This window comes from Cohnella sp. CFH 77786 (assembly GCF_019400745.1).
Taxonomy (GTDB): Bacteria; Bacillota; Bacilli; order Paenibacillales; family Paenibacillaceae; genus Cohnella.
This window is the reverse complement of sequence record NZ_WJIB01000011.1, coordinates 1-26,332: the sequence shown is the minus strand read 5'-3', so window position 1 is coordinate 26,332 and position 26,332 is coordinate 1. Positions and strand designations below refer to the sequence as shown.

At 55.5% G+C, this 26,332-nt stretch carries 24 protein-coding genes; 9 read left to right on the top strand and 15 right to left on the bottom strand.

Going from position 1 to position 26,332, the window contains the following annotated elements; all coding sequences use genetic code 11:
* Positions 1-107 precede the first annotated feature (107 nt).
* Genes nikA through nikE form a run of 6 tightly spaced genes read left to right on the top strand, consistent with a single transcriptional unit; the run spans position 108 to position 6,396 of the window.
* The gene (gene nikA, locus GE107_RS16855) at positions 108-1,736 is read left to right on the top strand and encodes a nickel ABC transporter substrate-binding protein (RefSeq protein ID WP_219641160.1); all 1,629 of its coding nucleotides are present in this window, start codon (positions 108-110) and stop codon (positions 1,734-1,736) included.
* Positions 1,737-1,754: 18 nt separating this feature from the next.
* Positions 1,755-2,699 (top strand): nickel ABC transporter permease subunit NikB, encoded by a 945-nt coding sequence (nikB, locus tag GE107_RS16850; RefSeq protein WP_219641159.1) that lies wholly within the window; start codon positions 1,755-1,757, stop codon positions 2,697-2,699.
* An 11-nt stretch (positions 2,700-2,710) separates the two neighbouring features.
* On the top strand, positions 2,711-3,583 hold the full coding sequence (nikC, locus tag GE107_RS16845) for a nickel ABC transporter permease subunit NikC (RefSeq protein WP_219641343.1): 873 nt from the start codon (positions 2,711-2,713) through the stop codon (positions 3,581-3,583).
* On the top strand, positions 3,546-4,379 hold the full coding sequence (locus GE107_RS16840) for an ABC transporter ATP-binding protein (protein ID WP_219641158.1): 834 nt from the start codon (positions 3,546-3,548) through the stop codon (positions 4,377-4,379). The genes nikC and GE107_RS16840 overlap by 38 nt, the downstream gene beginning before the upstream one ends.
* The gene (cntE, locus tag GE107_RS16835) at positions 4,376-5,575 is read left to right on the top strand and encodes a staphylopine family metallophore export MFS transporter CntE (RefSeq protein ID WP_219641157.1); all 1,200 of its coding nucleotides are present in this window, start codon (positions 4,376-4,378) and stop codon (positions 5,573-5,575) included. The genes GE107_RS16840 and cntE overlap by 4 nt, the downstream gene beginning before the upstream one ends.
* Complete coding sequence (gene nikE / locus GE107_RS16830; protein ID WP_219641156.1) at positions 5,575-6,396, top strand: nickel import ATP-binding protein NikE; 822 nt, start codon at positions 5,575-5,577, stop codon at positions 6,394-6,396. Before cntE ends, nikE begins: the two co-directional genes overlap by 1 nt.
* 23 nt (positions 6,397-6,419) lie before the next feature.
* On the opposite strand, the gene GE107_RS16825 is transcribed toward nikE, so the two are convergent.
* From GE107_RS16825 to GE107_RS16815, 3 genes are all read right to left on the bottom strand, one after another.
* On the bottom strand, positions 6,420-8,171 hold the full coding sequence (locus GE107_RS16825; protein WP_219641155.1) for an AAA family ATPase: 1,752 nt from the start codon (positions 8,169-8,171) through the stop codon (positions 6,420-6,422).
* A 508-nt stretch (positions 8,172-8,679) separates the two neighbouring features.
* A complete protein-coding gene (locus GE107_RS16820) occupies positions 8,680-9,681 on the bottom strand; it encodes an endo-1,4-beta-xylanase (RefSeq protein ID WP_219641154.1) in 1,002 nt (333 codons plus the stop codon).
* A gap of 62 nt (positions 9,682-9,743) precedes the next feature.
* Positions 9,744-11,870 carry a glycoside hydrolase family 52 protein gene (locus GE107_RS16815; RefSeq protein ID WP_219641153.1) on the bottom strand — a complete coding sequence of 709 codons (2,127 nt, stop codon included), beginning with the start codon at positions 11,868-11,870 and terminating at the stop codon, positions 9,744-9,746.
* Between the two features lie 175 nt (positions 11,871-12,045).
* On the opposite strand from GE107_RS16815, the gene GE107_RS16810 reads away from it, so the two are divergent.
* The gene (locus GE107_RS16810; RefSeq protein WP_219641152.1) at positions 12,046-12,945 is read left to right on the top strand and encodes an AraC family transcriptional regulator; all 900 of its coding nucleotides are present in this window, start codon (positions 12,046-12,048) and stop codon (positions 12,943-12,945) included.
* Positions 12,946-13,080: 135 nt separating this feature from the next.
* Here the strand turns inward: GE107_RS16810 and GE107_RS16805 are convergent, their stop codons facing one another.
* The 12 genes from GE107_RS16805 to GE107_RS16750 form a co-directional block, all read right to left on the bottom strand.
* Positions 13,081-14,190 (bottom strand): S-layer homology domain-containing protein, encoded by a 1,110-nt coding sequence (locus GE107_RS16805; protein ID WP_219641151.1) that lies wholly within the window; start codon positions 14,188-14,190, stop codon positions 13,081-13,083.
* A gap of 169 nt (positions 14,191-14,359) precedes the next feature.
* A complete protein-coding gene (locus tag GE107_RS16800; protein ID WP_219641150.1) occupies positions 14,360-15,292 on the bottom strand; it encodes an S-layer homology domain-containing protein in 933 nt (310 codons plus the stop codon).
* A gap of 87 nt (positions 15,293-15,379) precedes the next feature.
* Positions 15,380-16,165, bottom strand: a complete 786-nt coding sequence (locus GE107_RS16795; RefSeq protein ID WP_219641149.1) for an alpha/beta fold hydrolase — start codon at positions 16,163-16,165, stop codon at positions 15,380-15,382.
* A gap of 114 nt (positions 16,166-16,279) precedes the next feature.
* Positions 16,280-17,527, bottom strand: a complete 1,248-nt coding sequence (locus tag GE107_RS16790; protein WP_219641148.1) for an ATP-binding protein — start codon at positions 17,525-17,527, stop codon at positions 16,280-16,282.
* 74 nt (positions 17,528-17,601) lie between these two features.
* A complete protein-coding gene (locus GE107_RS16785) occupies positions 17,602-17,877 on the bottom strand; it encodes a hypothetical protein (protein ID WP_219641364.1) in 276 nt (91 codons plus the stop codon).
* A gap of 139 nt (positions 17,878-18,016) precedes the next feature.
* Complete coding sequence (locus GE107_RS16780) at positions 18,017-18,379, bottom strand: hypothetical protein (protein WP_219641147.1); 363 nt, start codon at positions 18,377-18,379, stop codon at positions 18,017-18,019.
* 45 nt (positions 18,380-18,424) lie between these two features.
* Positions 18,425-19,204 carry a phosphotransferase gene (locus GE107_RS16775; protein ID WP_219641146.1) on the bottom strand — a complete coding sequence of 260 codons (780 nt, stop codon included), beginning with the start codon at positions 19,202-19,204 and terminating at the stop codon, positions 18,425-18,427.
* A gap of 77 nt (positions 19,205-19,281) precedes the next feature.
* Entirely contained in the window at positions 19,282-19,557 is a 276-nt protein-coding gene (locus GE107_RS27210) for a GNAT family N-acetyltransferase (RefSeq protein ID WP_219641145.1), read from the bottom strand.
* A 121-nt stretch (positions 19,558-19,678) separates the two neighbouring features.
* The gene (locus GE107_RS16765) at positions 19,679-20,368 is read right to left on the bottom strand and encodes a hypothetical protein (protein WP_219641144.1); all 690 of its coding nucleotides are present in this window, start codon (positions 20,366-20,368) and stop codon (positions 19,679-19,681) included.
* 750 nt (positions 20,369-21,118) lie between these two features.
* On the bottom strand, positions 21,119-21,997 hold the full coding sequence (locus GE107_RS16760) for an ROK family protein (RefSeq protein ID WP_219641143.1): 879 nt from the start codon (positions 21,995-21,997) through the stop codon (positions 21,119-21,121).
* Between the two features lie 80 nt (positions 21,998-22,077).
* Positions 22,078-23,316 carry an MFS transporter gene (locus GE107_RS16755; RefSeq protein ID WP_255570557.1) on the bottom strand — a complete coding sequence of 413 codons (1,239 nt, stop codon included), beginning with the start codon at positions 23,314-23,316 and terminating at the stop codon, positions 22,078-22,080.
* Positions 23,317-23,463: 147 nt separating this feature from the next.
* Positions 23,464-24,204, bottom strand: coding sequence for an SDR family NAD(P)-dependent oxidoreductase (locus GE107_RS16750; RefSeq protein ID WP_219641142.1), 741 nt, complete (start codon positions 24,202-24,204; stop codon positions 23,464-23,466).
* A gap of 107 nt (positions 24,205-24,311) precedes the next feature.
* Here GE107_RS16750 and GE107_RS16745 point away from each other — a divergent pair, with 107 nt between their 5' ends.
* On the top strand, positions 24,312-25,196 hold the full coding sequence (locus tag GE107_RS16745; protein WP_219641141.1) for a LysR family transcriptional regulator: 885 nt from the start codon (positions 24,312-24,314) through the stop codon (positions 25,194-25,196).
* A gap of 67 nt (positions 25,197-25,263) precedes the next feature.
* Positions 25,264-26,037 carry a hypothetical protein gene (locus tag GE107_RS16740; RefSeq protein ID WP_219641140.1) on the top strand — a complete coding sequence of 258 codons (774 nt, stop codon included), beginning with the start codon at positions 25,264-25,266 and terminating at the stop codon, positions 26,035-26,037.
* The last annotated feature ends 295 nt before the right edge of the window (positions 26,038-26,332 follow it).

Sequence of the window (26,332 nt, the reverse complement as noted above, 5' to 3'; positions counted from 1 at the left end):
CTCCTAAATGAAAATTAAAGGTTGACTTTTCTCAGTCCTTCTCTTATCATTTCGTTGAGAATGAATATCATTTGCACCAAATTGGCCGAGAGGGGACCGCTTTCGTTATGTTTGCAGCAAAAGGTAAAGCCATCGCTTGGATTTCCGCACTTTTACTGATTCTTTCCGCCATTCTGTCGGCTTGTTCGTCCAACTCGGACTCCGCACCGGCTTCCAGCCAAGCAGCGGGTCAGGGCGATAAGGTCATTACTTTCTCCTGGGCGCGCGATATCGGAGAGATGAACCCGCATGTCTACAATCCGTCGCAACTGATCGCCCAATCGATGATATACGAACCTCTGGTCCGGTACGCGGACGGAGGTAAGCTGGAGCCCCATCTGGCGGAATCGTGGACGATTTCCCCGGACGGCAAAGCATACACGTTCAAGCTTCGCCAAAACGTCAAGTTTTCGGACGGAACGGCGTTTAACGCGGCCATCGTCAAAAAGAATTTCGATGCGATCATGAGGAAAGCCGAGAATCACAGCTGGCTTGGGTTTATCGCCGCGCTGGACAAAACGGAAGCGGTTGACGAATATACGTTCAAACTGACGTTGAAGCAAGCTTATTATCCGACCTTGCAAGAACTTGCGGTCGTCCGTCCGGTGCGGTTTCTAGGCGAAGCCGGGTTTCCGGACGACGGGGATACGTCCAAAGGCGTGAAGAAGCCCGTCGGCACCGGACCGTGGATGCTCGCGGATTACAAGAAGGACGAATACGCCGAGTTCACCCGCAATCCGAATTACTGGGGAGAACAGCCGAAAGCCGACAAAATCGTCATCAAGGTGATCCCGGACGGAGAGACGCGCGTGCTCGCCTTCGAGAAAGGCGACTTGGATCTGATCTACGGCGAAGGCGTCATCAGCATGGATGCGTTCCAGCAATTGAAAGATTCGGGCAAATACGAAACGGGTGTGTCCGAGCCGGTCGGCACCAGGCTGATGGTGATGAATACGGCGAACGCAGCGCTCTCGGACTTGCGGGTGCGTCTGGCCCTGCAGCATGGCTTCAACAAACAGGCCATGGTTGACGGCGTAACCGCAGGCTTGGAAGAGAAAGCGGACAACATTCTCTCCACGAACTTCCCTTACACCGATATCAGCGTCACGCCGATCGGCTATGACGTGGAGAAAGCGAAAGCTTATCTCGACGAGGCCGGCTGGAAGCTGCCGGACGGAAAAACGGTCCGCGAGAAAGAAGGCAAACCTCTTGAACTGGAATTGATCTACGAGAAATCGGACCAAATTTTGAAGCCGATGGCGGAAACGCTGCAAGCCGAGTGGGCGGCCATCGGCGTGAAGCTGACCATTACCGGCCTCGATTTGACCGAGCAAATCAAACGGTTCCGCGCCAAGGAGTTCGACTTGAACTTCTCCAGCAACTACGGAGCTCCGTACGATCCGCACTCGTTCATCCACGTCGTTGCCGAGAATGACTTCGGTTTCTCGGCGGCGCTGTCGAACTTGCCGGAGAAAGATCATCTCGTGAAGCAAATCCAGGACGCTCTCTCCTCCACGGACGAGAAGAAGCGCGCGGAATTGTACGCTTCCATCCTGACTACGCTGCAGGAGCAAGCGTCGCTCGTACCGATTTCCTACATCAAAAAGACGGTTGTCTATCACAAAAACGTAAGCGGGTTTCAGTTCCCGGCGAACCGGGAAGAACATCCGTTCAACAGTCTCGACATCGCAAGGTAACAGGCTGGGAGGCATGTCATGGGCAGCTATATCGGGAGACGGCTTCTCGCCGTCCTCCCTATCTTTCTTTTCGCTACGTTCCTCACGTTCTTGCTGATCCATCTCTCGCCGGTCGACCCCGCCGAAGCCTATTTGGCCGCGTCGCATATCCAGCCGACCGAGGAGCTGATCGCCCAGAAAAGACAGGAATTCGGCCTGGATCAGCCGCTGCTCGTACAATACGCCCAAGCCTTGATGAAGATGTGCCGGCTGGACTTCGGCACATCTTATATTTCGAATCAACCGGTTTGGGACGAGGTGATGCTTCGGATGCCCGCCACGATCCAGCTCGCTTTCAGCAGCCTCCTGCTGGCCGTAATCGTCAGCGTGCCGCTCGGGTTCTTGTCGGCGTTGTACAAGAACGGCGTCATCGATCAAATCAGCCGGCTGCTCGCTTTCTTCGGGGCTTCCATTCCGCAGTTCTGGCTCGGCTACCTATTGATTTATTTCTTCGCCGTCAAACTCGATCTGCTTCCCGTTCAGGGAAAAGGAACCTTGGCGAATCTCGTGCTTCCGTCGCTCACGCTCGCCATGGGACTGATCGCCGTCTATTCCCGCCTTCTGCGCACCAGCGTGTTGGAACAATTGCGGGAGCCTTATGTCTTGTATGCCAGAACAAGAGGGTTGAAGGAGAAGCTCATCATGGGCAAGCACGTGCTCAAAATCGCCTTTTCCCCGATGCTCACCGGATTGGGAATGAACATGGGAAAATTGCTGGCCGGGACGATCATCGTCGAGGAGGTTTTTTCCTGGCCGGGGTTCGGAAGGTATTTCATCGAAGCGATTTTTAATCGGGATATTCCGGTCATCCAGTGTTATGTGCTGCTTTCCGCCTGTCTCTTCATTTTGTGCAATCTGATCGTCGATCTTCTGCAGATGTATCTGAACCCTCGAATTTCCTGGAAAGGAAGAACCGAATCTTGATCGCGAGAAGGATGCGGATCGGCCTGAAGAGCCGGAAGACCGCACTGGCAGTCACGGTCGTTCTAGGCTTTTTTATTCTGGTGACCGTTCTGGCCCCATGGATCGCTCCTCATGATCCGATTCAAGTGAATCTGGCGCACAAGCTGCAGCCTCCTTCCTGGGAACACCCGCTCGGAACCGATCATTTGGGCCGCGATACGCTTTCCCGTTTGTTGTATGGTGCTCGGTATTCGCTCGGCTTTGCGTCCCTGATTTTCCTTTCGGCTCTGGGGATCGGCCTGCTTATCGGAACGGTTGCCGGGTATAAAGGAGGCATCGTAGATTCCGTGCTGATGCGGTTCTGCGAGGGGGTCATGGCGTTTCCGTCCCTCGTGCTCGTTCTCGGGCTCGTCGGGATCTTCGGCCCCGGACTGGCGCAGGTCGTCCTGGCCATGGTGATGGTGCAATGGGTGTACTACGCCCGGATGTTCCGGGGCATGGTTCTCGATCTGAAGGAACGGAACTTTATTACGGCGGCCAAAATAAGCGGATCTTCGACTTGGAAAATCATCAGACGCCACATCATTCCGAACGTGCTGCCCCCGATCGTCGTGATGGGCACGCTCGAAATCGGCTGGGCGATCATGGACATCGCCGCCATGTCGTTTCTCGGTCTCGGCATCCAGCCGCCCATGCCGGAGTGGGGAGCCATGATCCACGAAGGCAAGGGATATATCCGGAGCCATCCGGAGCTCATGCTGTATCCGGGATTGATGATTCTGCTGGTGGTCGTGACGTTCAATATCCTGGGTGAGGCGTTGGCGGATCGGTACGGCGTAAACGGCGCTTTTGAAAGGGGAAGGATTCATGACGGAAAAACCGCGCAGCGCATTGCGGGTAAGTGACCTGCATGTACAAGTAAAGTCGGCGGAGGGAACGGCTTCCCTTGTCCGTCATCTCGATTTCGAACTGAAGCCCGGCGAGGTGCTCGGACTTGTGGGGGAAAGCGGCTGCGGCAAAACGGTGACCAGCTTGTCCCTCCTGCAGCTGCTGAACCGGAAAACGACTTCCGTGGAAGGCAGCATCCGATTAAACGGCCGCGAGCTGAACGGGATCCGGGCCGAGGAGATGCGTCGCCTTCGGGGGAAAGAAATCGCCCTCATCATGCAAAATCCGATGAACGCTTTCTCTCCCGTGTTCACGATCGGCGATCAATTCGTCGAGTCGATCCGCACCCACACGGATCTCACCAAGAAACAAGCGGCCGAGCTGGCAGCCGCCTCTCTGGAGGGCGTGAATTTGCCGAACGCTTCCGAACTGATGCGGCGCTATCCGTTTCAACTGAGCGGGGGCATGCTTCAACGGGTCATGATCGCCGTTTCCATGTGCCTTCGTCCTTCCGTGCTCATCGCGGATGAACCGACCACGGCCCTGGACGCGGTCAACCAACTGCAGGTACTCCGCCAACTGGACCGCCTCCGCCGCGAATACGGCACGGCGATCTTGCTCATTTCCCACGACTTGGGGGTCATTGCGGAAATGGCGGACGAGGTCGCCGTCATGCAGCACGGACGGATCGTAGAAAAAGCGGACGTATACCGGCTGTTCGATCATCCGCAGCAGGAGTATACAAAACAGCTCCTTCAGGCCAGACCCGCCTTCCCTGCCGGCCCGCGGACCAAGGAGCGGTTATCCTCATGAATGCCGTCCAGCAGCCTGCAGCGGTTTCGCAGGACCGTCCGATCGGAGCGAAATCGATCCGGATTTATTTATTATCTCTCTTATTTTATACCGCCAGCCATATTCTTCTCGTCCTGCTTCCGCTGAACGCGAATGCGCTGGGGGCGAGCCCATCGCAGATCGGTTTGATTATGGGCGCGTACATGTTTACGTCGATGTTTCTGCGTCCCGTTGCGGGCAGAATCGTCGACAAGTTCGGCACGTCGCGGGTCTTCACGACGGTTCTCGTGCTTCATGTCGCGGTCTTATCCTTGTACCTCATCCGCGAGCTCTGGGTTTTCGCCCTGCTGCGAATGGCGCAGGGGGTGATCCTGTCCTTCTTCTCCATGGTCGCGCATCTCATGATCATCGAAGCGCTGCCGGACAAATCCCGCGGGCAAGGGCTGTCCCTTTTCTCGCTTTCGTCCATGCTCCCGTACACCTACGGGCCGTTCCTTGCTCTGTATTTTGCGGATCGCGTGCCGATGCCGTACCTGTTCGCGGCGTTAATTCCGGTCGGTTTGGCCACGCTTCTCATCGGCTTGACCGTTAAGCCTCCCGAACGGCCTGCGGCGGACCGTCCCCCGGAAGGGAGCGTTTACGGAGGGGAGACTTACCGGTGGTGGAAGGATCGGAAGCTGATTTTCCCTTCCGTGATCATGTTGCTGGCATCGGCGATCATCGGCACGGTCGCTTCTTTTCTTCCTCTGTACCTGGAGAAGCGGGGGCTTCCTTACGCAGGCTTGTACTTTATGACCGAGACCGCCGTTCTCGTCACCGTCCGCTTCTTCGGGCGGAAGTTCGTTCCGACGGACGGGCGGTTTCCGGCGGGCACGGCGGCCGTTCTGCTGGTTCTCATGACGGCAGCCGTCATGCTGATCCGTTCGGCGGACTCTTTGCCTATTCTATTGACGGCAGCCGTTTGCAACGGTTTGGCGTTGTCGATGCTGTATCCGACACTGGTCACTTATGTTTCGTTTATCGTGCCGGAACGCTTCCGGGGCAGAGGCATCGGACTGTTCATCGCGGCGGCCGATTTCGGAACGTCGGTCGGCACATGGGCGCTGAGTCTCGTCGCGGACGCCTATTCCTATCATGCGATGTTTGCCGGCTGCATCTGGATTGGAGCAGCGGCTCTGCTTATTTTACTAGGGTCCAAGAAACGGGGGGTGGCGTGATGAGCTTGCTGGAGGTTATAGGCGTCACCCATACCTATGCCGGTTCCCGGCTTTTCCGTCGGGCCGGCAGGCAAACACCGGTGCTGACGGGCGTGTCGTTATCCATCGAGCAGGGGATGGGGCTGGGACTTCTGGGCGCGAGCGGGGCGGGAAAAAGCACGCTGGGAAGAGTGATCCTCGGGCTGGAAAGACCGCGGCAAGGTCAAGTCCTCTTTCAAGGGCAAGATCTGTACCGAGCCGACGCGAGTACGCGCCGACAACTTCGCCGAGACCTTCAAGCGGTGTTTCAGGACTATACTTCTTCGGTGAACCCTCGAATGACGGCCGGGCAAATCGTAGGGGAACCGCTGGAAAACTACGAGCGTCTTTCCGCGCGAGAGCTTCATCGAACCGTGGGGGAACTGCTGGAGAGGGTCGGGCTGAAGGCGGAGGATGCGCGGAAGTACCCGCATCAATTCAGCGGGGGCCAGCTCCAAAGAATCAGCATCGCCAGGGCGATTGCCTTAAAGCCGAAGCTGATCGTGCTGGACGAGGCGGTCAGCAGCTTGGACATGGTGAATCAGACGAACATATTGGCGCTTCTGGGCGATTTAAAATCGATATTCGGCCTGTCTTATCTTTTTATCACGCATGACGTGAAAGCGGCTTATTCCATTTCCGACGCTTTGGCCGTGATGGAGAAAGGAGCGTTAATCGAGAGGTGCGGCGATAAAGATCAATTGTTCTCCTCGCCGCACCCCGTCGTCAACAAACTGATTTCATCCGTTCTTTCCGAGCATCCCCGTTACCGGTCGCTCGCCTCCTCGTCAAATCCTTCCTGACCTCCCGGGGAAGCGGGCATCCGTTAGCGATCCCCGTTCGATTCGGAATGCCCCTCATCCTTAACCGCCGCATCCGGCTGCTCATCGTCCGGATCTGCCTGAACGGGCGCATCGGGAAACGCCGAGGACCGGATGGCCGGCGGTTTGGGCCGTCCATGGCCGTACAACCGGATGTGGATATGCTCGATCTCCTCGCCGGTCAGATCCTCCCGTTCGAGAAGCTCCTCCGCGATCACGTGCACGAAATCGGCATGCTCCCGCAGCAGCTGCTTCACCTGGGACATCTGGTCCTTCAGCAGCTCGTTGATTTTGGGCCGGAGCGTTTTGAGCCCTTCGCCGGTTGATCCCGCGGCCCGCCAGCTGAACAGCTCGTCACCCATGCCGACCAGGCCGAGGTAGGCTCCGGCGAGCGCCGTGGCTTGCTGCAGGTCGGAGGTGACGCCGTTCAGTTTCTTGCCCAGGAACGCTTCTTCCGCCGCCCGAGCCGCCAGGCAGACCTGGATTTCCGCCAGAATCTCGCTGTCGCTCCGGTTGTACCGCTCGTTCACCGGCTTCGTCGCGGCAAGGCCCAGCGCGCCTCCCCGTCGGACGATCGTCACCTTCCAGACCCGTTCGTGCGGCTTGAGCATATACTGGGCCACCGCGTGTCCGGCTTCATGGTAAGCGACGTTCCGCTTCTCGTCCTCGCTCATCGAGCGGAGCGGCTGCTTCAGTCCCCACTCGTACGTCTCCATGGCGGCGCGGAAATCCTCGTAGCCGGCAAGCGGAGCGCCCCGCTGGTGTGCGATGACGACCGCCTCGTTGACAATATGCTTGATCTGCGCCGGACTGTAACCGACCGTATCGAGCGCGGCTTTCTCCGGGGTCAGCGTATCGTCCTTCTTCACTTTCCGCAGGTAATAACGGAACACGTCCACCCGCCCGTCGTAATCCGGGGAGTCGACCCACAGCTGCCGGTCGAACCGTCCCGGCCGCAGCAGCGCCGAATCAAGCACGTCGGGGAGGTTCGTCGCCGCGACCGTAAGCACGGCCGGCCGGTCGGCTTTGCGGCGCCGCAGACCGAGCAGGCGTAGCAGCTTGTGGATACGGGAACCGTCGATGTTCGGCGGATCCATCTGCAGGAGCAGCTCGTTGAGCAGCCCGGAGCCGCCCATATTGAACATTCCGAACCCGCCGCCCCCTCCCGCCTGCCGCTTCATGCCGATGGCGTCGATCTCGTCGATGAAAATGATGCAGGCGCCGTATACCCTGGCCAGCTTGCGGGCTTTCTTGTAGATCCGCATCACCTTCAGGTTGCCGACTCCGAAGAACATGTTCTGGAAGCTGGGAGCCGACGCGTACGCGAACGGCACCTGCGCCTCGTTGGCGATGACTTGCGCCAAATACGATTTCCCCGTTCCCGGAGGACCGCAGAGCAGCAGCCCGCGGATCGCTTCGCCGCCCATTGCCTTGAACGCTTTGACGCCCTTCAGCAGCGTGACGATCCGTTTCGCGTTTTCCACGATTTCGGGGTTCCCGCGGTAATCCTCCCAAGTCGCTCCGGTCTCGCCGGGCAGGATCCAATAGGTTCTTCCCCTCGCGAGAAACCAGAAGAGGGCGACGAACTGGATGATGATGAACAGGACCGCGAACAGCAGCTGCAGCAAGAGGCCGAGCACGCTCAGCGCAATCGACCAGGCTTGCGGTCCGCCCCGCCAGAGCAGTACGCCGAGCGTCGCGACGACGGCGAACCTGAGGAGGAACCTTCTCCACCTGATCCAATGGTATCTCCTCACGGCCCGCACTTCCTTTGCGAGAGATGTGAAGATATTGTATGAGCCGTTGGCGGGAGAGTTGCCTGCTCTGCGGGGCCGGAGAATTTAGTTGCCGAACTGTAACGCGTTTGTCATTCGGCCGCAACATGGCCTTCGCGGAGACTCGGAACGCTAGCGTGTTCAATCGGGCATGGCTAGGGAACAGCGGAGTAATAAGACTGCGGGACGGGCTTAACGGACGGCATAGAGGCGCGGGGGTGGAGTTAAGCTTGCGGCGCAGGCGTAACGGATGGCATAGAGGCGCGGGGGTGAAGTTAAGCTTGCGACGCAGGCTTAACGGACGGCACAGTGGCGCGGGGGTGAAGTTAAGCTTGCGACGCAGGCTTAACGGACGGCACAGTGGCGCGGGGGTGGAGTTAAGCTTGCGACGCAGGCTTAACGGGCGCGCACGTGGCGAAAGGAGCTGGCCCTTCCGCCATCAGGTTGGCGTTCGGTACAGCTCCTTCTCGCTGGCGGCATGGCATGCCGTTCACGGCAATACGTCCCAAAAAGCCCCTTTGGGCCGGTGCAACTCGTCGAACAGGAACGGCCAGTTCTTCCTTCCTTTGACCGGGAAGCCGTCCAGCCACGTATAATCGTCCGCCGCCCCCCAGAAGGTGACGCTCTTGATATAGGCAGCGTACTCTCTGAACAACGCGAAAACGGAAGCGTAACGTTCTTCCTGCAGCCGCTGCATTTCCTCCGTCGGCCGCTGCAGATCGGTCCGCCGGTCTTCGAAGGCGAAGACGGACATGTCCAGCTCGGTGATGTGGATCTCCAAGCCCAATGAGGCATACCGTTCGATCGCCTCCCGGATGTCGTCCAACCCCGGCGAGAAGAGATTCCAATGCGCTTGCATCCCGACGCCGTGAATGGGAACGTTGTCCCGCTTCAATTCTTCGACCAACCGGTAAATCTTCTCCCGCTTGGCGGGAAACGATTCGTTGTAATCGTTGTAGAACAGCCTGCAATCGGGATCGGCTTCGTGCGCGTATTCGAACGCTTTGCCGATGTAATCGTCGCCGGCGATCGACCGCCAGGGAGACTCCCGGAGCAGATCGTCGCCTTCGTCCGCAACCGCTTCGTTGACGGCATCCCAGGCGTAAATCCTGCCCTTGTAACGGCCGACGACGGCGTGGATATGAGATCGCATTCTCCCCAGCAGCGTCGTCCGGTCGACGGGCTCCCCGTCCGGTCCCTTGAAGACCCAAGCCGGCGTCTGGTTATGCCAGACGAGCGTATGCCCGCGGACGGCCATTCCGCCTTCTTCCGCGAAGGCCATCAGAGCATCCGCCGCGGTGAAGTCGTACCTATCCTCCAGCGGATGGATGCGTTCGAATTTCATTTCGTTCTCGGCGGTCAGGCTGTTGAAATGCCGGCGCAGCAAAGCTTGTTGCTTTGCCAGCGTCCAGGGATTCACGGCCGCGCCGATGCGGAACCGATCCTCGTAAACCCGGCACAGCGAAGGCGCCTCATCCGGTTTTTCGGTCATGCTGCCATCCTCCTCGCTTCTCTTTCGCTTCTCTTTCGCTTCTCTTTCGCTTCTCTATCTTTCTATCCCCGCGCAATCGCTTCTTCCAGCCAGAGAATGCTGGTCACGCCCCGCGGATAGTACTTGCTGCCGATGATTTCGCCGGCGAGGATCTGGTCGCTCCAGCTCCAGATCGAAAGCGTCGGATGCGTCAGCCAGGCGGCGTGCGCGGCGTCCGCGGCGCGCCCCCGTTCATCCCATTCGCAACCAAGAAGATGGCGCGCGATGAACTGGCACAGATAAATTTTGCTGAGCCAGGAGTTGTTGCTCGTGGACGAGATTTTCCAGCCGCCGTCCGGGAACAGGCAGACGCCTTCTTTCAGCACCGTGTCCAAATGGCGTTTCAGTACGCGGATGTAATCGCCGAAGCGGCCGTCCGGACTCAGCGCGTCCCGGCAGTTCGTATAATAAGGGAATACGAGCCCCTCGATCGCGGGAATGATGCGGGAATCGTTGCCCTCGCCGATAACGGCGGGAACGTACCCTTCCTCCGTGACATGCGCCGCGATCGTGCGGGCGCATCGCTCCGCTTGCTCACCCGCCGTAACGGACAGCTCCGTCAAACCTTCCTCGCGGAACAGCTTCTCCATCGCCAAGTACGCCGCCCAGCATTTCCCGGCCAAATAAATGTTGTTGCGCGCCTGGCCCAGCGACACGTCGAGACTGTCGTACGTCGTGATCTCGGCGCCGCCCATCGTGCGCGTGCTGTCGAGCCCCATCATGCCGTTCCGCTTGTCCGGGTCCGGATGGTCGCGGTTCAGCATGCTGGCCAGACACTCCTGCAGCACGCCCAGGTTGCGGCTCAGCCAGGCGCGGTCTCCAATCTGCTCCACGTATACGGAGGCGCACAGGATCCAGTTGACCAGCTGCTCATGCGTCATGTGCGAGAAACAGCCCTTCAGCCCGTAAAGCTCATAGGCGGAATAGCCGGGCCGGGAAAACGTGTTCGCGACGCCCATGTCGTGCGTGAAGCTGATGCCGCCTTCGTATTCCTTCTCCTCGCCCGGGAAACGAACGCGGTCGCGGTAGCTGTAGCGGCGGGTGAACAGGTCGAGCTCGGCCCGCACCGTCCATGGGTTCATCTTCAGCTCGTAGAACAGCTGGTCGACGGTCAGGTCGAACGTGTTCATCATCCGGTACTCGCCCTCGTTCACGATCCATGCGGGCTCGCCGTCCGCCTCCAGCAGCTGCGTGGAGCCGTAATAGCTTCGGATCGCGTGGGCCATCATGAATTTCTGGTCCTCGCTTAACGCGGTTTCGTCGATCATCCGGTTCGCTTCGCGCGACCTGGCCGCCCAGGAGTCCCATCTTTCCAGCGCGTACTCGGCGACCGATTCCAGGCTCGGGAACCAGCGCGTGTACAGATAAGATGCGTCCATCCCCGCCGTGACCGTACCCGCCCGATGGAAGCATAGCGCGAACCGGTACGTTCGCTTCTCCCCAGCCGGCACGTCCATGACGAGGGCGCCGACCGTGCCAAGGCCGAACGTCCAGTTCTCCTCGAGCGGGTTGTTCAGGATATCTTCGATGCTGAAATGAAGGGCCGAACGAACGTCCGGATCCTTCGTTACGATCGCCGTCAGCCGGCCTTGGCCGACGCCCGAAGAGCCGTTCATCGTATCGTCCATCCGCCGCAGCGAGCTATACGGATCGCCTCCCTGATAGCCGAAGAAGGCTCTGCGCGCCTTGCGGCCCGCGGTATTGTCGACGGTCAGCTCAGCCGCGATCGCGGGGGCGAGCGCTTGCTTCAACTCCGCTTCGTTCGCCCCGGTCGGGTCGGGAACCGGCTGGACCGGCGAGTAGAGCGTGAAAGTGAGGTCCCCGGCCTGCCAGGTATCCGTTGACAATCGGAAATCGCGCTTGACGCGGTCGCGCGCGAAGGAGACGACCCGCGGTCCCGATACGGCTTCGGCCGGCTGAGCCCCCGCGGCATTCTCGACGTCGTAGCGTTTGCTCTCGTCATCCCCTCCCGTGAAGAACGGAAGCGCCTCGTACCCGCCCGTTTCCGATTCCAAGCCGATATAGACGCTTTGTCTCGGAGGACGCCCCAGCTCCAGGTCGAAGCCGCCGCTTCCCCCCGGAAATCCCAACGTGAAGCTCGCGAATGCCCCGATGGGAGAATGATGCGCGTTGAAAAAGGGTTGGACCATGTTCTCGTACCGACTCCTTTGCGATTTGCTGTTCCGATCAGCTTCATCATAGCCCGGACGCTGAAGGGCCGACATGGGCAAACCGCTCCCGCTTTTGGGCAAAACGAACAGAGGTCCGAGGGTCCTATGCTATAATGGGAGAACGGGCGGAATAAGGAGAAGGAGGAAGGCAAAGGTGCCGAAAACGGTGCTGCCAGCGGGAACGGAGAACGTCATCGAAAACCGGACGATGCCGGATGCCGACTTCGCGTTCCGATTGTTCGGGGTTCATTTGCGGAAGGTGGATGCTCGGTGGTCCTATCCGGAACACGAGCATTCGCTTTACGAGATCAACTGGGTGACGGAAGGGGCCCAGCGGATCAAGGCGGCGGGGAAAGTGTGGACTCAGCGTCTCGGCGACCTTGTCTGGGTGCAGCCGGGCGTCCGGCACGAGAGCATGGGCTCGGCGGACGGCGCCGCGATGGAGTACTTCTGCCTGCATTTCGAGGTCGGCGATTTGGGCTTGCGGAAGAAGCTGAACGGACTCGGTTCCGCATTGTACCGCGCGGATTCGGAGCTTGTGCGCGCCCTGAAGCCGGTACTGGACCGTTTCGTCCGCAACGCCCGGGAAGGCTCCGGCGATGAAAGCCGGACCGATACGCTGATGACGGGGTTCGAGTTGTTCGCCCGACTGCTCGGGTACGCCCATGGCAACGCGACGGACGCGACGGACGCGGCAGGCCCGGGCGCCGCCGATCCGGTCGCCGCGAGACTTGCCGCCGCGATCGAGCGTCTCGTCCGGCAAGACGCGGGAGCGGACGACAAACGAGGCCTTGTGGCGCTGGCTAAAGAAATGGGCTACACGCCGGCGTCCTGCACCCGGATATTCCGGCATGTTTTCGGCATTTCGCCGCGCCAATATTTGACATCGCTGAAGCAGCGCCGGGCGAAGGAGCTTCTGCTGGACCGTTCCTTGACGGTGGAGCAAGTATCCGAGGCGCTCGGCTACCGCGACGTCTCCCAATTCAGCAAGCAGTTCAAGCGCTGGCTGGGTCTGTCTCCTTCGGCCTACCGGCAGCTGTCGCACGAGCAATAAAGACGGTCAAGCGGGCAACGCTTCCTGGACCGCCTCGCCATATACCGGAGCGATCATGGATTTACAGCCGGACAATTGAATCGACAAAGCGACCATTCCCCGAATGGGAGAATGATCGCTTTTTCGGTGTTGAAATCAGTTTGCGCTTGCTTCCGAACTTGCGCCGTCCGGATTCAGGATCATTCCGATGAAATCCTGGTACGACGTTTCCCCGCCGTAGATCTTCCAGGTCCCGCCGATCTTGCGCAGGAGATAGGTCTCGTCGGAGCTCACTTTCTCGGAATGGGATTGGCCGTCTTTGGCGAAGATGATTTCGCCCGTTTGACCCGTAACGGCAACGGCCGCATAACGATCGCTGGCAAACTTCACTTGATAATTCGCATCGCCGTTCACTTTGATTTCGAAAGTCGCTCCCGTCGCTTGAATCTGCTCCAAGGCTTGTTTCAAGGAATCGACGGACGCAAGGACAAACGCTTGTTCAAAACCGACCGATTTCTCGTTATTCAGAGCCGCCAGTTCGTCAAACTTCAGCGCCTGCATCAACTCGTTGCCCTTATCGTTGTAGTCCTTCACGACTTGGATCAAATCCTGCTCGGCCGGCGCTGCCTTCGTTTCCTGATGGAGAGCTCTGCGCACCATGCTGGCCGCTTCCGCTCTCGTCGCGTTTTTGTTCGGCTTGAATTCATTGCCATAACCCGCGACGACACCGGCCTCACTGATCTTCTCGATATCGGCTTTCGCCCAGTGGCCTTCGATGTCCGTGAACGTTTTGGCTTGCCCGTCAAACGCAAGCGTAGCTTGGAAGAAACGGTTCAGAATGGCGGCGATTTCCGCACGCGTGATTTTCGCGTTCGGCGCAAAAACGTCAGCCTTCTGACCATAAATCAGGTTCATGGAACTGGCTGTCACGACCGTGTCATGGAACCAATCTTTCTCGCTGACGTCGGTAAATTTCGATTCGCCGGATTGGACGGGAACATCGGCCGCGCGCAGCAGGATCGCCACGAACTCGGCACGGGTCACGTTGCCTTGCGGTTTGATCGAAACAGCCCCGTCTTCCTGATATCCGGCAAGAATGTCAGCCTGAATGAAATCCGCCAAATCCGCGCTTGCCCAATGATCCAAGCTGTCTTCCACAAAATACTCGAACAACTCGCGTTTCTGCTGGTCGGCCGCCCATGCGCTCCCCGCAAACCCTGCGGCCATGAACGCAAATGCGACCGCCGCGATGATCAACTTCTTCACTTTCTTCCTATTCCCCTTCCTAATAGAAGCACTTCAATCCCTGATTCTATCAGGAATGGGCATAGAGTAAATGTATAAATCATGGAAGAACGGCTACCTTAAAAAGCAACGACGATAGCGGCGATGAATCCCACGAGGAATCGCGCCGGCGCATCAAGGAATCCGCGAATTAGTTCGCCTTGCACGCGTACACGTCTTTGGACACGCCTTTGGGCGCTCCCTTCCATTTGATCGTGACTTCTTTCGTAACGGTATTGCCCGCCAAATCGGACGCCACGATCGGATAGGTATCGCCGCAAGTGCCCAGCTCCAGCGTTCCCGTCCATTTGCCGTCCGCGCCCACGCTTACCTTCTTGCCGTCAAGCGTGACGAAAGCGGCGCCTTCGGCAGTACCTTTGAGCGCGACTTGATTCTCCGCCGATTCGGACGGAGGCGTTTCGACCGTCAGGCTGGGCGGCTTCGAGTCGACATAAGTCGTGTAGACCGTTTTGCCGTTCGCAAGCTTATAGGTGGAGAATCCCGAGTCCGCAAGGTAGAATACCAAGCCGCGATTGGCAGCCGTATTCTTGCCCGCCGAAACGGCCTTCCCATCCTCCTCTGTGATCAGCCCCGCGTTGACGGCACCATTGATATAATTATCCGGCCATTTGGAGCCTTCTTCCGGTTTGATGCCCATAAACTTCATGACGAAAGCCAGCGCCTCGGCCTGCGTGACGTTGCCGTCCGGGTTGAAGGTGCCGTCCGGCCGTCCCAACACCTCTCCGGTTTGCTTGGCCAGATTTTTGGCTACCGCGATGTAGCCGCTTGCCCAGTGGGATCCGACGTCCGGGAAAGAAGGCGCTCCTTTCAATAGCTTAGCTTCGGTGTCATTCCCGAATGCGCGAACGATGATCGTCACCAATTCGGCGCGGGTGATATTGGCATCCAGCGCCAGATCGCCGTCTTTCCTACCCGCAATCAACTGTAAACCCTGCATTCTCTTCGCCGCTTCCTGCTGCTCGTTCTTGTCGATGCCATTGTTTGCCGATACCGTGTACGGTAGGAAGACGGCCGCCAGCACGATGGCCGGTATCACCCATTTCCAGATCGCTCTCGCCTTCACGTATGCCCCTCCCGTTGGATTAGGAATAAAGTCCCTTTATCCATTGCTATCGGCAGATTTCATCCGGGATTGTAGAGAGACGAATCCTTAGCGTCCGACGAATTGCGCCAACAACCGATTAAAGCGGTCGCGTTCTTCCCAGAAGGGACCATGGCCGCTGTAGGGAAAGGGGACAAGCCGGGAATTTCTGATTTTCTCGTTCAGAACCTGCGCCTGCGTGAAAGGGATCACTTGGTCGTGAATGCCGTGAACGATTAAGGTCGGACTGGCGATCCGGGGCAGATCGGCATCCAGCTTCTCGTCCCTGAGCATGACGATGACCGCCGCCGTAGACCAGCCCGCCGCTTCGAGCCCCAAAAGCCGGAACCAGTCCGCAAACGGGCGGGATACGGACCGGAAGAAAAATTCGTCCGTTACGCCCCGCATCATGTTGGGACGGTCGTTAAACGTTTCGGACAGCAGCCTGCCCGCGGTCTCGGGGGTAAAGCCGGCGGGTGCCGCAGCGCTGATGAGAACTAGCTTGGATACGCCGAAGCCTTGGTGACGGGCCATATAACGGATCGCGATGGCGCCGCCCGTAGAGTGCCCCGCGAGCGTGAAGTCGTTCAGCCCAAGCGCGCCGATGACGACGCGGAGGTCATCCGCCAAGCGGTCATAGTTGTAGCCGCCCGCCGGTTTGTCCGACTTGCCGAATCCTCTCCAGTCGATGCCGATGCAGCGGTATCCCATGGCCGGAAGGACGTCGAATTGATACTCGAACTGCTTATGGTTTAATGGCCAGCCGTGGATAAACACGATCGTCTTGCCGCCCCCGGGATTCAGGTCCTCTACGTACAGATTGACCCCCGGCTCTACGCCAACGAAATACCCCATCACGTTTCCTCCATCTATTCCATGAGTGATACGATAGGATACTCACGGAGGAACCCTTAGGTGAAAGCCTAGAAAACGCGAAAGCCGGCCCCCTGTCGGAAATCGGCTGTGCAACTATGCGGCAAAGATAATATGATACTCCGTTCCCACGCCGAGCTCGCTTTTGATTTCGATTTTTCCGTGCATCTTCTTGATGATCCCGAATGACACCATCGTCCCGAGCCCGGTCCCTTTCTCTTTCGTGGAATAGTACGGCGTTCCGAGCCGGCTGATTTGCTCCGGGGTCATCCCGACTCCCGTATCGCTCACGGTCAAGACCACCCCTCCGTTTGTCTTCTTCAACGCGAACAGCAATTGTCCGCCGCCCGGCATCGCTTCGATCACGTTTTTACCGATGTTGATCAACGCCTGCCGCAGCTTGTGCCGATCTCCTTCGGCGTAAGCTTCGTCGCATAACTGGGTTTGGATGACCACGTTATTGTAATTGGCGTAGGCCAGCAGAATTTGAGAGACATACTCCACTTCCTCCTTCAGATCGATCCGTTCCACGACTTCCGGATCCGGTTTCGCCAACGTCAGATAATCGGAGATGATATTTTGTGCCCGATCCAGCTCGTCCAGGCAAATATTCCGGTAATACTCCCGTCGCTGGAGCGGCAAATCGCCGTTTCCCAGCAGTTGGATGAACCCTCTCACCGAGGTTAGCGGATTCCGGATTTCGTGGGCGACCGAGGCCGCGATATCGCTTACGATTTTCATTTTTTCGCTGGCGACGATTTCTTCCTGCATCACGAAGTATTTGTTCGCGAGTTCCATGAGACAGACGAATGCGGCGGCGGTAAGTGCTTGAACGAGGTAAGTCCCGAGCGTGTCTAGCGGAGATTTGAACCACAGCACCAAATCCCCGAGGAATCCGAGATAGGCGAATATGGTCAGAAATTTGATGAAGGTGCAGATCAATGCCGCCGAAAACGTTTTTCTTTTGGCGCTGACGCTGGCGTAATGCTTCCGGAGCAGCAAAAACAAGATAACGGAAGGCAGCAAGGAAACCGCATATAGCAAATTGTTGGGATTGCCCAACGCGAAACGGCAAACGATCAGGGTGAAGTAGAGCAATAACGAGACGAACGGCCCCGCGTAGATGAAGCTGACCGTCAGCAGAACGGATCGGAAATCGTAAGACAATCCTTCGATTTGGACGGAAAAAGACATCGTGCAGATGAGCGAAACGGCTAATACGAGGTACAGGAACAGGCCGTAAAGCAACGGCTTGTTCTTGGTTTTGAGAATGTAGGGGTAAAAAACGAGGGGAGAGGCGACAAAGAACATGTTCAGCAGAAAATCCTTGTAATCGTTGAGCATGCTACGACCTCTGCTATTCATCGAGATGTAGGATTACATCCATTGGTTAATTCGTCGATGAACGGCAAATTCCTCTAGGTTAACGGTATCTCTCGATAAACTTTGCGATTTTGCGGATCAACGGCGTCCCGTTTTCCCCTTCCAGCGTCATGGTGGCGCCCCAGTATGTCTCTTTTAAATGCACGGGGTTTCATCGGCGGCCGTTTCTCTTTTCGTCCAAGTAAATTGTCCAGCGCTTGAATGCCTCGGTGCGCAAGTTTAATGAACAAATACAGGCTGTAGATGCCGAGCAGCCACAACAAGCCGTTGCCAATAAGCGCGAAGATGGAGAAGATTTCGACTGTCGACATGGATGGAGACGACTCTATGGGGAACGCATCCTTTCCATTGAAAATTTGATTTTGAAAGTTGGAGGCGCGTGTCTGTATGTGAGGCGGGTCATTACAGTTCTTTTAGTATGGCTTTGCATTCGTTGAATTGAGATTCTAATCATGTTTGTATTTCGGACAAACCTGCTTCACCTTTTGGCTCCATATGCTCTGGCCGAATCCATGCAAACGACTTATGCTTTGAAATATCATGAAGTTTGTCTAAGTTAAACTGATAATTCTCAAGCTCTTTCCCTAAATTCTTCTTTGAAGAGAGCTCGATCGCTGTTCTCTTGCCTTTACGAATTAATATCAATAAGAAATGGTTAGTCAAAGTAACATGTTCGAGAATTTGATCGATTCTCCATCCATATTGTGGTGAAAAATTCATAAGATTTTTATCAACTACGAACCATTTGTTATATTCATCAAGTGTTATCGTTATTTCTTTCTCGATTATTTCAATGGTATGCCGAATATCCATTGGATTTCCCGCCTTGGCTAATTTAGATATCGCTCAAAGTGATGCTTAAAAGAACTTATATAAGCCTTCTTGGAAATACCTGTATTCTTCATCCGTTATCCTAACTCTGCCATAGGATTCAAAGAATACGTCTTGATCCCCTTCTTGATCAAAAACATCTTGCTTAGGTCTGATAGCCAGCGCAATATCAAATCGAGGGTCACCGAACGCAGCTCTGGGCCAATCAATAATGCCTATTACTTTATTGTTGTTAACCAATACGTTATTCGTGTGAAAATCGCCATGGATCAGAGTATTCTCGATCGGTTTGGGCCTATTATTTTTCAGTCGTATAAGTAATTCTTCAGTGCCTTCCACATGATAATTTGTAAGATTGCGGCTTGCCTTCATAAGCATCGTATCTAACCAAGATTGATCATTCTTGCGCAATTCAACAGGGCATTGGCTTTCATGGATTTTCTTTAAACATAAACCGTAATGAGAGATCACTTTTTCTCTATCCCTAAGATCAGGTTTGCTCCCCAAGTAATGTCTCAAACTAATTCCATCTATGTAATCCATCAGCAGCCATCTCGATCTGTCCTGAATATGGAAAGCATATGGCTTTGGAACCGGTAGTCCGGTAGTCGAAAGATATTGTAACGCTAGGTATTCCTCGGATAACCATTCATTAAATAACGCATGCTCAGTCTTTTTAATAATGAACTGATGATCACGAGTTTGGATTTTTGCAACAAGCGAAGTATACCCTTGTCGAGGGAATGAGAGGTTCTGAATCGCTCCTATTTGATCCACGATTTCGACTGGAATGTCTTGTACGTCCATTGGGTTTCTCCTCTTCCGCCAGCCGGCTCGCCGCGTGAACATAGGATGATTTTGCCATACACCTATCCGTGTTCAAGCTAAACCTTAAAGTATTGATATAATATGATTTGATGGTCTTCGATATTTTCTCTCTCATCGAAATCTATTTTGAAAGAGTGGTATAAATTCTTCCAAAACTGAATGGCTGGAACATTGTTAGATAATTGACCGATAGCATATCGACCAGGCAGTTTGCGAAAAAGCTCTTTACATGCCTCTTTGCCTAATCCTCTTCGACGGTATTTCTTTAAAATGAAAAAAGAGTTTACTACATAATCCGTGTTGTCTGGGTTTACGTACGGACCACTCTGCATTAAAGAGCCCTAAACCGAACAGGACTAATTTGGATGAGAATATTTCTTTTATTTTCTTCATCAAACTCCCCCCCTTGATAAAGGTTACCGGAAGTCAACGTCTGCTCGAAATGTCAAGCGATTAAACATACGATTTTAAGGTCTGTCGTGTTGACTTGTTATCCTCAATTTGCAGCAAAAAATTAGGAGCGTTCTTCATACAAAACTGTTTCATTTCTTCATATTTTTCCATGTTGTTTATCTCGTGGTAACCTTTCATTAATGCCCAGGCCACAAACAATTGAACAATGATAGGGAAGCCTCGAAATACAGTTCTCAGCTTGCTAATTTTTTCATTGCTATTTTGTCCATATAATAATTCACCGATGTCAACATATGCATTCAACACATTCTCATCAACTCTCACTCCTTGGATGGGAGTAGAGTAACTTTGAACGGCTCTTGCTTTCCTTGCCATTGCCAACCCCTCAACAATGTTTCCTTCAAAATAGTAAATTAAACTTTGAGCGCTAAAGTTTAGTGCTTGGCATAAAGGTTCTGAGTTAGCCCATTCCATTCGAGAAATTGTAGACTTTGCTTCATTTAATCGCCCATAAAGAATAAGAACTAATACGGTGTTGTAAGCCGTGAATGCTTCTCTCACATTTTTATTCTTTATTCGTTTTAATTCTTTTGAAAAGACGTTAATTAACGCTGTAGGTTCTTTCTTCTTAAGCAGCCTTATAACGTTCCCCTTATTCTTTGTTCGAATATAAAAGAAGTAAATAAAAAAGAATGCTAAAAACACTAAGAACATGACCAGGTTGTCCATGCTATGTCCTCTTTTCTCTCATGGTGTTAACATCCATTTCGTCTACCGTCTCTCGGATTCACGAACCCGGGAACCTTAAGGCTTCGGAAGCCGCCGCGACGCGGTTAGGTGCGCAGGGTTGTCCGCCTGGCACCGGCTTCATCGAAATCCTCAAGCGGACTGAGCAGCCTTAAGGCTGCGATGCGTGAATGTGATGTTTAGATGAAGTCCTTGTCTTCTCATATTCCCTACAAAATCATTCCAAGGCAGTTCTTTAATGCCCCTTTAATGGTCCTATCTTAGTTCGTTCTTTTCGATTCTTATCAAAAATAATTGTTGTAATGAATCCTAAGATAAAGGTTCCAATTGAATAATACGGTACTGCCTTCATAACTTCTTTCTTAATGAAGTATGTCTCCGAGCCATAAGATATTATAGAACCAATAAAGCAAAGAGCACTTAATACAGAAATAACAAGACCGAACTTACTCATCCGCGGTAGTCCTTTGAATTCCTTATATGATTTGATCTCGTATGTTATTTTCAGGTTTTATCATCCTTTTAACTTTTTACAAGGATTTCATCTAACGTCTATTTCACGAACATGCTTCTTGATAATACCATTTTCGGCTTCTAAAACGAATTCGCTATTTATCCTATATTTCCCTCTAACGCAAAACAACACCGGCACATTCCACCATGAATGAAACAATAAACCCACAATCAGCGGCATGATTGCGGGTTTATCGTTTTGTTTTTTGCGTTCGTTAGTTATCCTCTTTGCAGCGCGGCCAGGCCAAGCGCCAGCGAGCCGGCCAAACCGGCATTGTCTCCCAGTCCGGGCGGCACGATATAATCTTCGATCTGCTCCAGCACCGTTTTCGAATTGACATATCCGTTTAAATTCTTCTTCACTTCGGCATGGATCAGCGGGAATAGCTGCTTCTGGTGCATGACGCCTCCACCCAGGATCACTTTCTTCGGAGAGAGCAGGAGAATCGTGCCCGCGAGAGCCTGACCGATGTAGAAGGCTTCGATTTCCCATGCGGGATGGTCGGAAGGAAGCTCGCTTCCTTTCTTGCCCCATCTCTTCTCGATGGCCGGTCCTGCCGCCATGCCTTCCAGGCAATCCCCGTGGTAGGGGCAGCAGCCCGCGAAATCATCTTTGGCGTGACGCCGGGTCAGGACGTGGCCGCCTTCCGGGTGCACGAGTCCGTGCACGAGTTTCCCCTCCGCGTAGACACCTACGCCAACGCCGGTGCCGATCGTGTAATAGACGCAGCTGTCGAGGCCCTTCGCCGCGCCCCACGTGGCTTCTCCCAACGCCGCCGCGTTAACGTCCGTATCCCACCCGAACGGAACGTCGAACGCTTCCCGAAGAGCTCCCAAGAACGAGTAGCCGGACCAGCCCGGTTTCGGGGTCGTCGTGACGTACCCGTAGGTTGGACTTGCCGGATCGATATCAAGCGGGCCGAAAGAGCCGACCCCGATCGCTTCCACGCCTTTATCCCGGAAAAAGTCGACAGCTTGGCGGAGCGTCGGCTCCGGTTGTTCCGTCGGGAAACTGATTCTCTCCGCGATCTCGCCTTTCTCATTGCCGATTCCGCAAACGAACTTCGTTCCGCCGGCTTCGATTGCGCCAATTCTCATTTCGTCTACTCCCTATCCGCGATAATAACTGTTGCCCTCTACTTATTCGGCAAGTGCCGCTCTTCTTCCTTCCTGTCTCGTTAGCTTTGCGCCAACTCGGGCGCTCTATGCCGCATGGTCGGCAGCATGGCCAGCGCCCCGATCAGGAACAGGACTCCAGAGCCGGTATAGATCGAAACAAGAGAGAACGCGTCCTTCAGCGCGCCGGCAAACGACATGGAAATGACCATCATGCCGGCGAACATAGGACTCATCACCCCGTTTACCCTCCCGACGATGGACGGGTCCGACCATTTCAACATCATCGTGCTGATCCCGATATGGATGCAAGGGAAGACGAGCCCATTCAAAAATTGGACGACGAGGGTAAGCGGAACGTTCGTCGAGTAACCGACGATGACCGTGCAGAGGGCGCTCACCAGCATGCCGATCGCCAGCAAAAGCGGTGCCGGCACCTTCTTCGCGAATGCGGCGACGAGGCCTCCGCCGACCAGCATGGCCGCTCCGTTCACCATAAGGATGTACTGAAGGAAGTCCTCCGGCTTTCCGAGCCGATCCGTAACGATGAACAAGCCGAGCGCCTGAGCGATGCCGACCGCGAGTCCTGCCAGCATGAATACCGCTCCGAGCGTCCGCAGTACGGGACTTTTCCATACGTAGCGAAATCCCTCTGATAGCTCTTTGCGAAATTGGCCCTTCTCCGCAGCCGGCCGCGGCTCTTCTTTATCCTTAGGCAGACGAACCAGCACCAGAGCGGATAGCAGGAACGCGACGCCCATGACAGCGATGGAGATTTCGAGTCCGAACGTGCTGAAGGCGAACGTGCCGAGCATCGGCCCAAGTACCATGAAGATCGCCATCAGCGACTGGAACATCGCCATTCCCTGCTGCAGCTGCGCTTCGGGCACGTGCTGCTTGAACAGCCGCATACCGGAAGGCTGAGAGAACTGAGACAGAATGGCCGAGATGAACGTGACCAGATAAACCGATTGCCATGATCCGTAATGGATCGTCAGCAGCACGACGAACACCGATACCGCGGACAGCAAGTCGCACCAGATCATCGTCCGCTTCGGCCTCCAGCGGTCCGCGAACGTCCCCCCGATGAACGAGAAGACGAAAATGGGGGCAAATTCCGCGACGCTGATAAGCGAGATCGCATACGGATCTTTGTCCGTCACGTCCGCTACGTAGAGAAGAATCGCGAAATTGCGGACCCAGATCCCAATCTGCAGCAGTACGTTGGACATCAAGATCGTTTGGAGAAACCGGTTGCCGAACAAGCTGGGGGCTTTCACGGCGCTCGATTGCGTAGTCAAGATTGTCAACACTCCTTATCGATTGGAAACCACACCCTATTGTAGCATAATTTATTATTAGTGGATTCTTTTCGTTTGCAAAAAAAACGTTATGACCTTCACTTTGCCATTCGGTTCGGTCTCGGAACCCGGGTGATATGCTTGCGGTCACAAGGTTTGGCCGGAATCGACCGTGATCGTCTGACCCGTCAGGGCTTCTTGCTCCAACACTGCGCAAATCAGATGCGCGATATCCTCCGGCGTCGAGACCCTCCGAAGCGGCAAATTCGGGCTCAGCCGCTCCATCTGCTCCTCCCTCCCCGCCCACCATCTCGTCGCGACGGCTCCGGGCGCCACGCCGCTGACGCGGATTTCCGGCGCAAGAGCGTGCGCCAGCGATCTCGTGAGGCCGTGAACAGCGGCTTTGGAAACGGCGTAGGGGAGCGAGGAGCCCACGCCCGTAATGCCCGCGATACTCCCCAAGTTAATGATCGCTCCGCCTTTGTTCCGCTTCATCCAAGGGGCCACGGCTCTGGCGCAGTGGAACATTCCCTTCACGTTCACCGCGAACAGCTCGTCCCATACGACTTCCTCGGCGGCTTCCAAATCCCCAAGGGGAATGTGGCGCGTGATGCTCGCATTGTTGACGAGAAGGTCCACGGTTCCGAACCGTTCCGCGACCGAGCCAACCATCTTCCGCACTTCGGCGTCTTTGGAAACGTCCGCTTGGATGGCGACGGCTCGCCCCCCTTTTTCCGCGATGCACCGCACGGTTTCCTCCGCCTCGTCCCGCGAACGGGAATAATTCACCGCAACCGCCGCTCCCTTGTCCGCCAAAGCGAGAGAAACCGCTCTTCCGATTCCCGTACCTCCGCCCGTGACAAGCGCAACCTTATCGTTCAAGTTCATTCTGAATCCCTCCTCTTTTCAGGTTACCGCCTTTTAGCATTCGTGTATAATTGAATGAATAGAACAGAACATTCAATATTTTTGAATCACGGATCGGAGGTGCCGGCATGGACATCAAAGCCGTCCGAACGTTCCATCGAATTGTCGACTCGGGCAGCTTCATCCGGGCGGCCGAGCAATTGAACTACGCGCAATCCACGGTTACGATGCAAATCCAAAAACTGGAGTCCGAGCTCGGCGTTCCGTTGTTCGAGCGGGCGCACAAATCGGTACGGCTGACGGAAGCGGGCAGGCTGTTTCGGGAACGGAGCCTGAGGATCGTCCAAGACATCGAACGCCTGCAATCGAGCATGGCCGATACGAAAGCCGGGGAAGCCGGATCCGTCCGGCTTGGCGCGATTGAGCCGGTGGCCAGTCACCGTTTGCCGGCCATTCTGGAACGTTTCAAACGGCGGCTTCCGAATGTCCGGGTATCGATCGAAATCGCCAATACCCCTACGCTCGGGGACCGGATTCTCCGGGGCGAATTGGATGTGGCGCTAAGCTCCGCTCCGGAGTGGACGAGCGAATTGTACTTTCACCCGGTCTATGCCGAGGAGTTCGTCGTGCTGATGCCGGAATCGCACCCCTTGGCGGCCAAACCGGACATCGCGCCGGCAGACTTGCCGGGCCACCGGTTGCTGGTGACGGCGGCGGGCTGTCCGTATCGGAGAAAATTGGGCACGATCCTGCAGGAAACGGCGTGCGCAGAGGTGGAGACGATGGAAATCGGCAGCATGACCGCCCTGCCTTATTATGCGGCTCAGGGTCTCGGCATCGCGCTCGTTCCTAGGATCGCGCTGCAACCGGAACCTCCCGGAACCGCGGTCCGGATCCTGAAGCACGCAGACGTCGACATGACCGTCGGCCTTCTCTGCAAAGCGTCGGAATTCCCCCTGCAGGCGGCCGGAGCGAAGCTGTACGAACATCTGAAAAGAGAGCTAAGCGGTTGAATCGGCCGGACATTCTTGTTATCGTATTTTCATAACGATCCCTGTCCCAGGAAAGGCGGACCCGTCCATGACGTATTCGTTCACCATTCAGCCGGAAAGCTTTCGCGCGTTCGATGACGAGGCGGAGATGATCGGCAAATGCAAGGAATGGGGACTGCTTTCGGAGAAAGCGTCCAAAGCCAAAACGTTCTATTACAAAGGAAACGGCATGAATCTGCCCTGCAGCATCGTCGGATACGTCGACCGGATGACCTCCGTCATCGAATTCGACAACGGGCAGCGCCACTGCATTCATCCCTCTTACCTGAAAGAAATGCAGGCTTCCTCCTACGGCCAGAAGACGTTAACGGGGGCGGAAGAAACCTCCGACTCTGAAGCTCCGCATGCGGACAACGCGGAACCGTCAACTTCGGATACGTCAGCGTCGACGCCGCCGGAAATCGGGAACGAACCCGCCGATCCGCCCGCAGAGAAACCGGAACCCGAGCCGGTCAAGGCGGCAACGCCGCCGAAGGAGCCCGCCAAGAAGGGAAAAACCGCGAAGCTGCAGCTGCCCGAGGATAAAGTGAGAATGCGCGCGACCGTGAAGGAATTCGCCACGGTGCCGAACCACTTTACCGAAACGGAAGACGAAGTGATCGTCTACGAAGCCGTCTGGATCGAGGATCCGGAAACCGAAGTCGGTGACGCCTGGTCGAGCCATAGCGCCACGCTCAAGAAGCTGGAGCTTCAGATCGGGGACAAGATCCGGTTCGAAGGCAAGATCGTCGCCAAGAAGCTCACCAAGCATCCCGTCCCTTACAAGATCAATAACCCTTCGAAAATACAGAAAGAATCCTGACGATGGTCGGGATTCTTTGTTCGTTGAATGGCATGATTTCAACGCACAAATCGGGTGTGCTTGCCCCTGGGTCTCCGGAATCTAACAGCAAAAGTACAATTCATTCCCCTAAAATCCAAGTCATATTCGACATCTAATGGCAAGAATACACTTAGCTTCTCCCGTTTCGGTCAAGTCCAATATTGTGTGTAAAATCCCCGGCGGGTTGTCTAACGGATAGATACAACCTTGCTGGTTTGTTTTTCCTTAGCTCTCTTTTGTTCGTAGTAGTCGTTCATTTCAATGTACTTCTTCT

Bases quoted from the DNA above. Each gene is read 5' to 3' on its own strand.
- GE107_RS16740 (WP_219641140.1), top strand. From the start codon at position 25,264: ATGACGTATTCGTTCACCATTCAGCCGGAAAGCTTTCGCGCGTTCGAT.
- GE107_RS16750 (WP_219641142.1), bottom strand. From the start codon at position 24,204: ATGAACTTGAACGATAAGGTTGCGCTTGTCACGGGCGGAGGTACGGGA.
- GE107_RS16745 (WP_219641141.1), top strand. From the start codon at position 24,312: ATGGACATCAAAGCCGTCCGAACGTTCCATCGAATTGTCGACTCGGGC.
- GE107_RS16815 (WP_219641153.1), bottom strand. From the start codon at position 11,870: ATGGTCCAACCCTTTTTCAACGCGCATCATTCTCCCATCGGGGCATTC.
- GE107_RS16775 (WP_219641146.1), bottom strand. From the start codon at position 19,204: ATGGACGTACAAGACATTCCAGTCGAAATCGTGGATCAAATAGGAGCG.
- nikE (WP_219641156.1), top strand. From the start codon at position 5,575: ATGAGCTTGCTGGAGGTTATAGGCGTCACCCATACCTATGCCGGTTCC.
- GE107_RS27210 (WP_219641145.1), bottom strand. From the start codon at position 19,557: ATGCAGAGTGGTCCGTACGTAAACCCAGACAACACGGATTATGTAGTA.
- nikA (WP_219641160.1), top strand. From the start codon at position 108: ATGTTTGCAGCAAAAGGTAAAGCCATCGCTTGGATTTCCGCACTTTTA.
- GE107_RS16840 (WP_219641158.1), top strand. From the start codon at position 3,546: ATGACGGAAAAACCGCGCAGCGCATTGCGGGTAAGTGACCTGCATGTA.
- GE107_RS16795 (WP_219641149.1), bottom strand. From the start codon at position 16,165: ATGGGGTATTTCGTTGGCGTAGAGCCGGGGGTCAATCTGTACGTAGAG.
- nikC (WP_219641343.1), top strand. From the start codon at position 2,711: ATGCGGATCGGCCTGAAGAGCCGGAAGACCGCACTGGCAGTCACGGTC.
- GE107_RS16780 (WP_219641147.1), bottom strand. From the start codon at position 18,379: ATGGATATTCGGCATACCATTGAAATAATCGAGAAAGAAATAACGATA.
- GE107_RS16785 (WP_219641364.1), bottom strand. From the start codon at position 17,877: ATGTCGACAGTCGAAATCTTCTCCATCTTCGCGCTTATTGGCAACGGC.
- GE107_RS16760 (WP_219641143.1), bottom strand. From the start codon at position 21,997: ATGAGAATTGGCGCAATCGAAGCCGGCGGAACGAAGTTCGTTTGCGGA.
- nikB (WP_219641159.1), top strand. From the start codon at position 1,755: ATGGGCAGCTATATCGGGAGACGGCTTCTCGCCGTCCTCCCTATCTTT.
- GE107_RS16765 (WP_219641144.1), bottom strand. From the start codon at position 20,368: ATGGACAACCTGGTCATGTTCTTAGTGTTTTTAGCATTCTTTTTTATT.
- cntE (WP_219641157.1), top strand. From the start codon at position 4,376: ATGAATGCCGTCCAGCAGCCTGCAGCGGTTTCGCAGGACCGTCCGATC.
- GE107_RS16790 (WP_219641148.1), bottom strand. From the start codon at position 17,527: ATGCTCAACGATTACAAGGATTTTCTGCTGAACATGTTCTTTGTCGCC.
- GE107_RS16820 (WP_219641154.1), bottom strand. From the start codon at position 9,681: ATGACCGAAAAACCGGATGAGGCGCCTTCGCTGTGCCGGGTTTACGAG.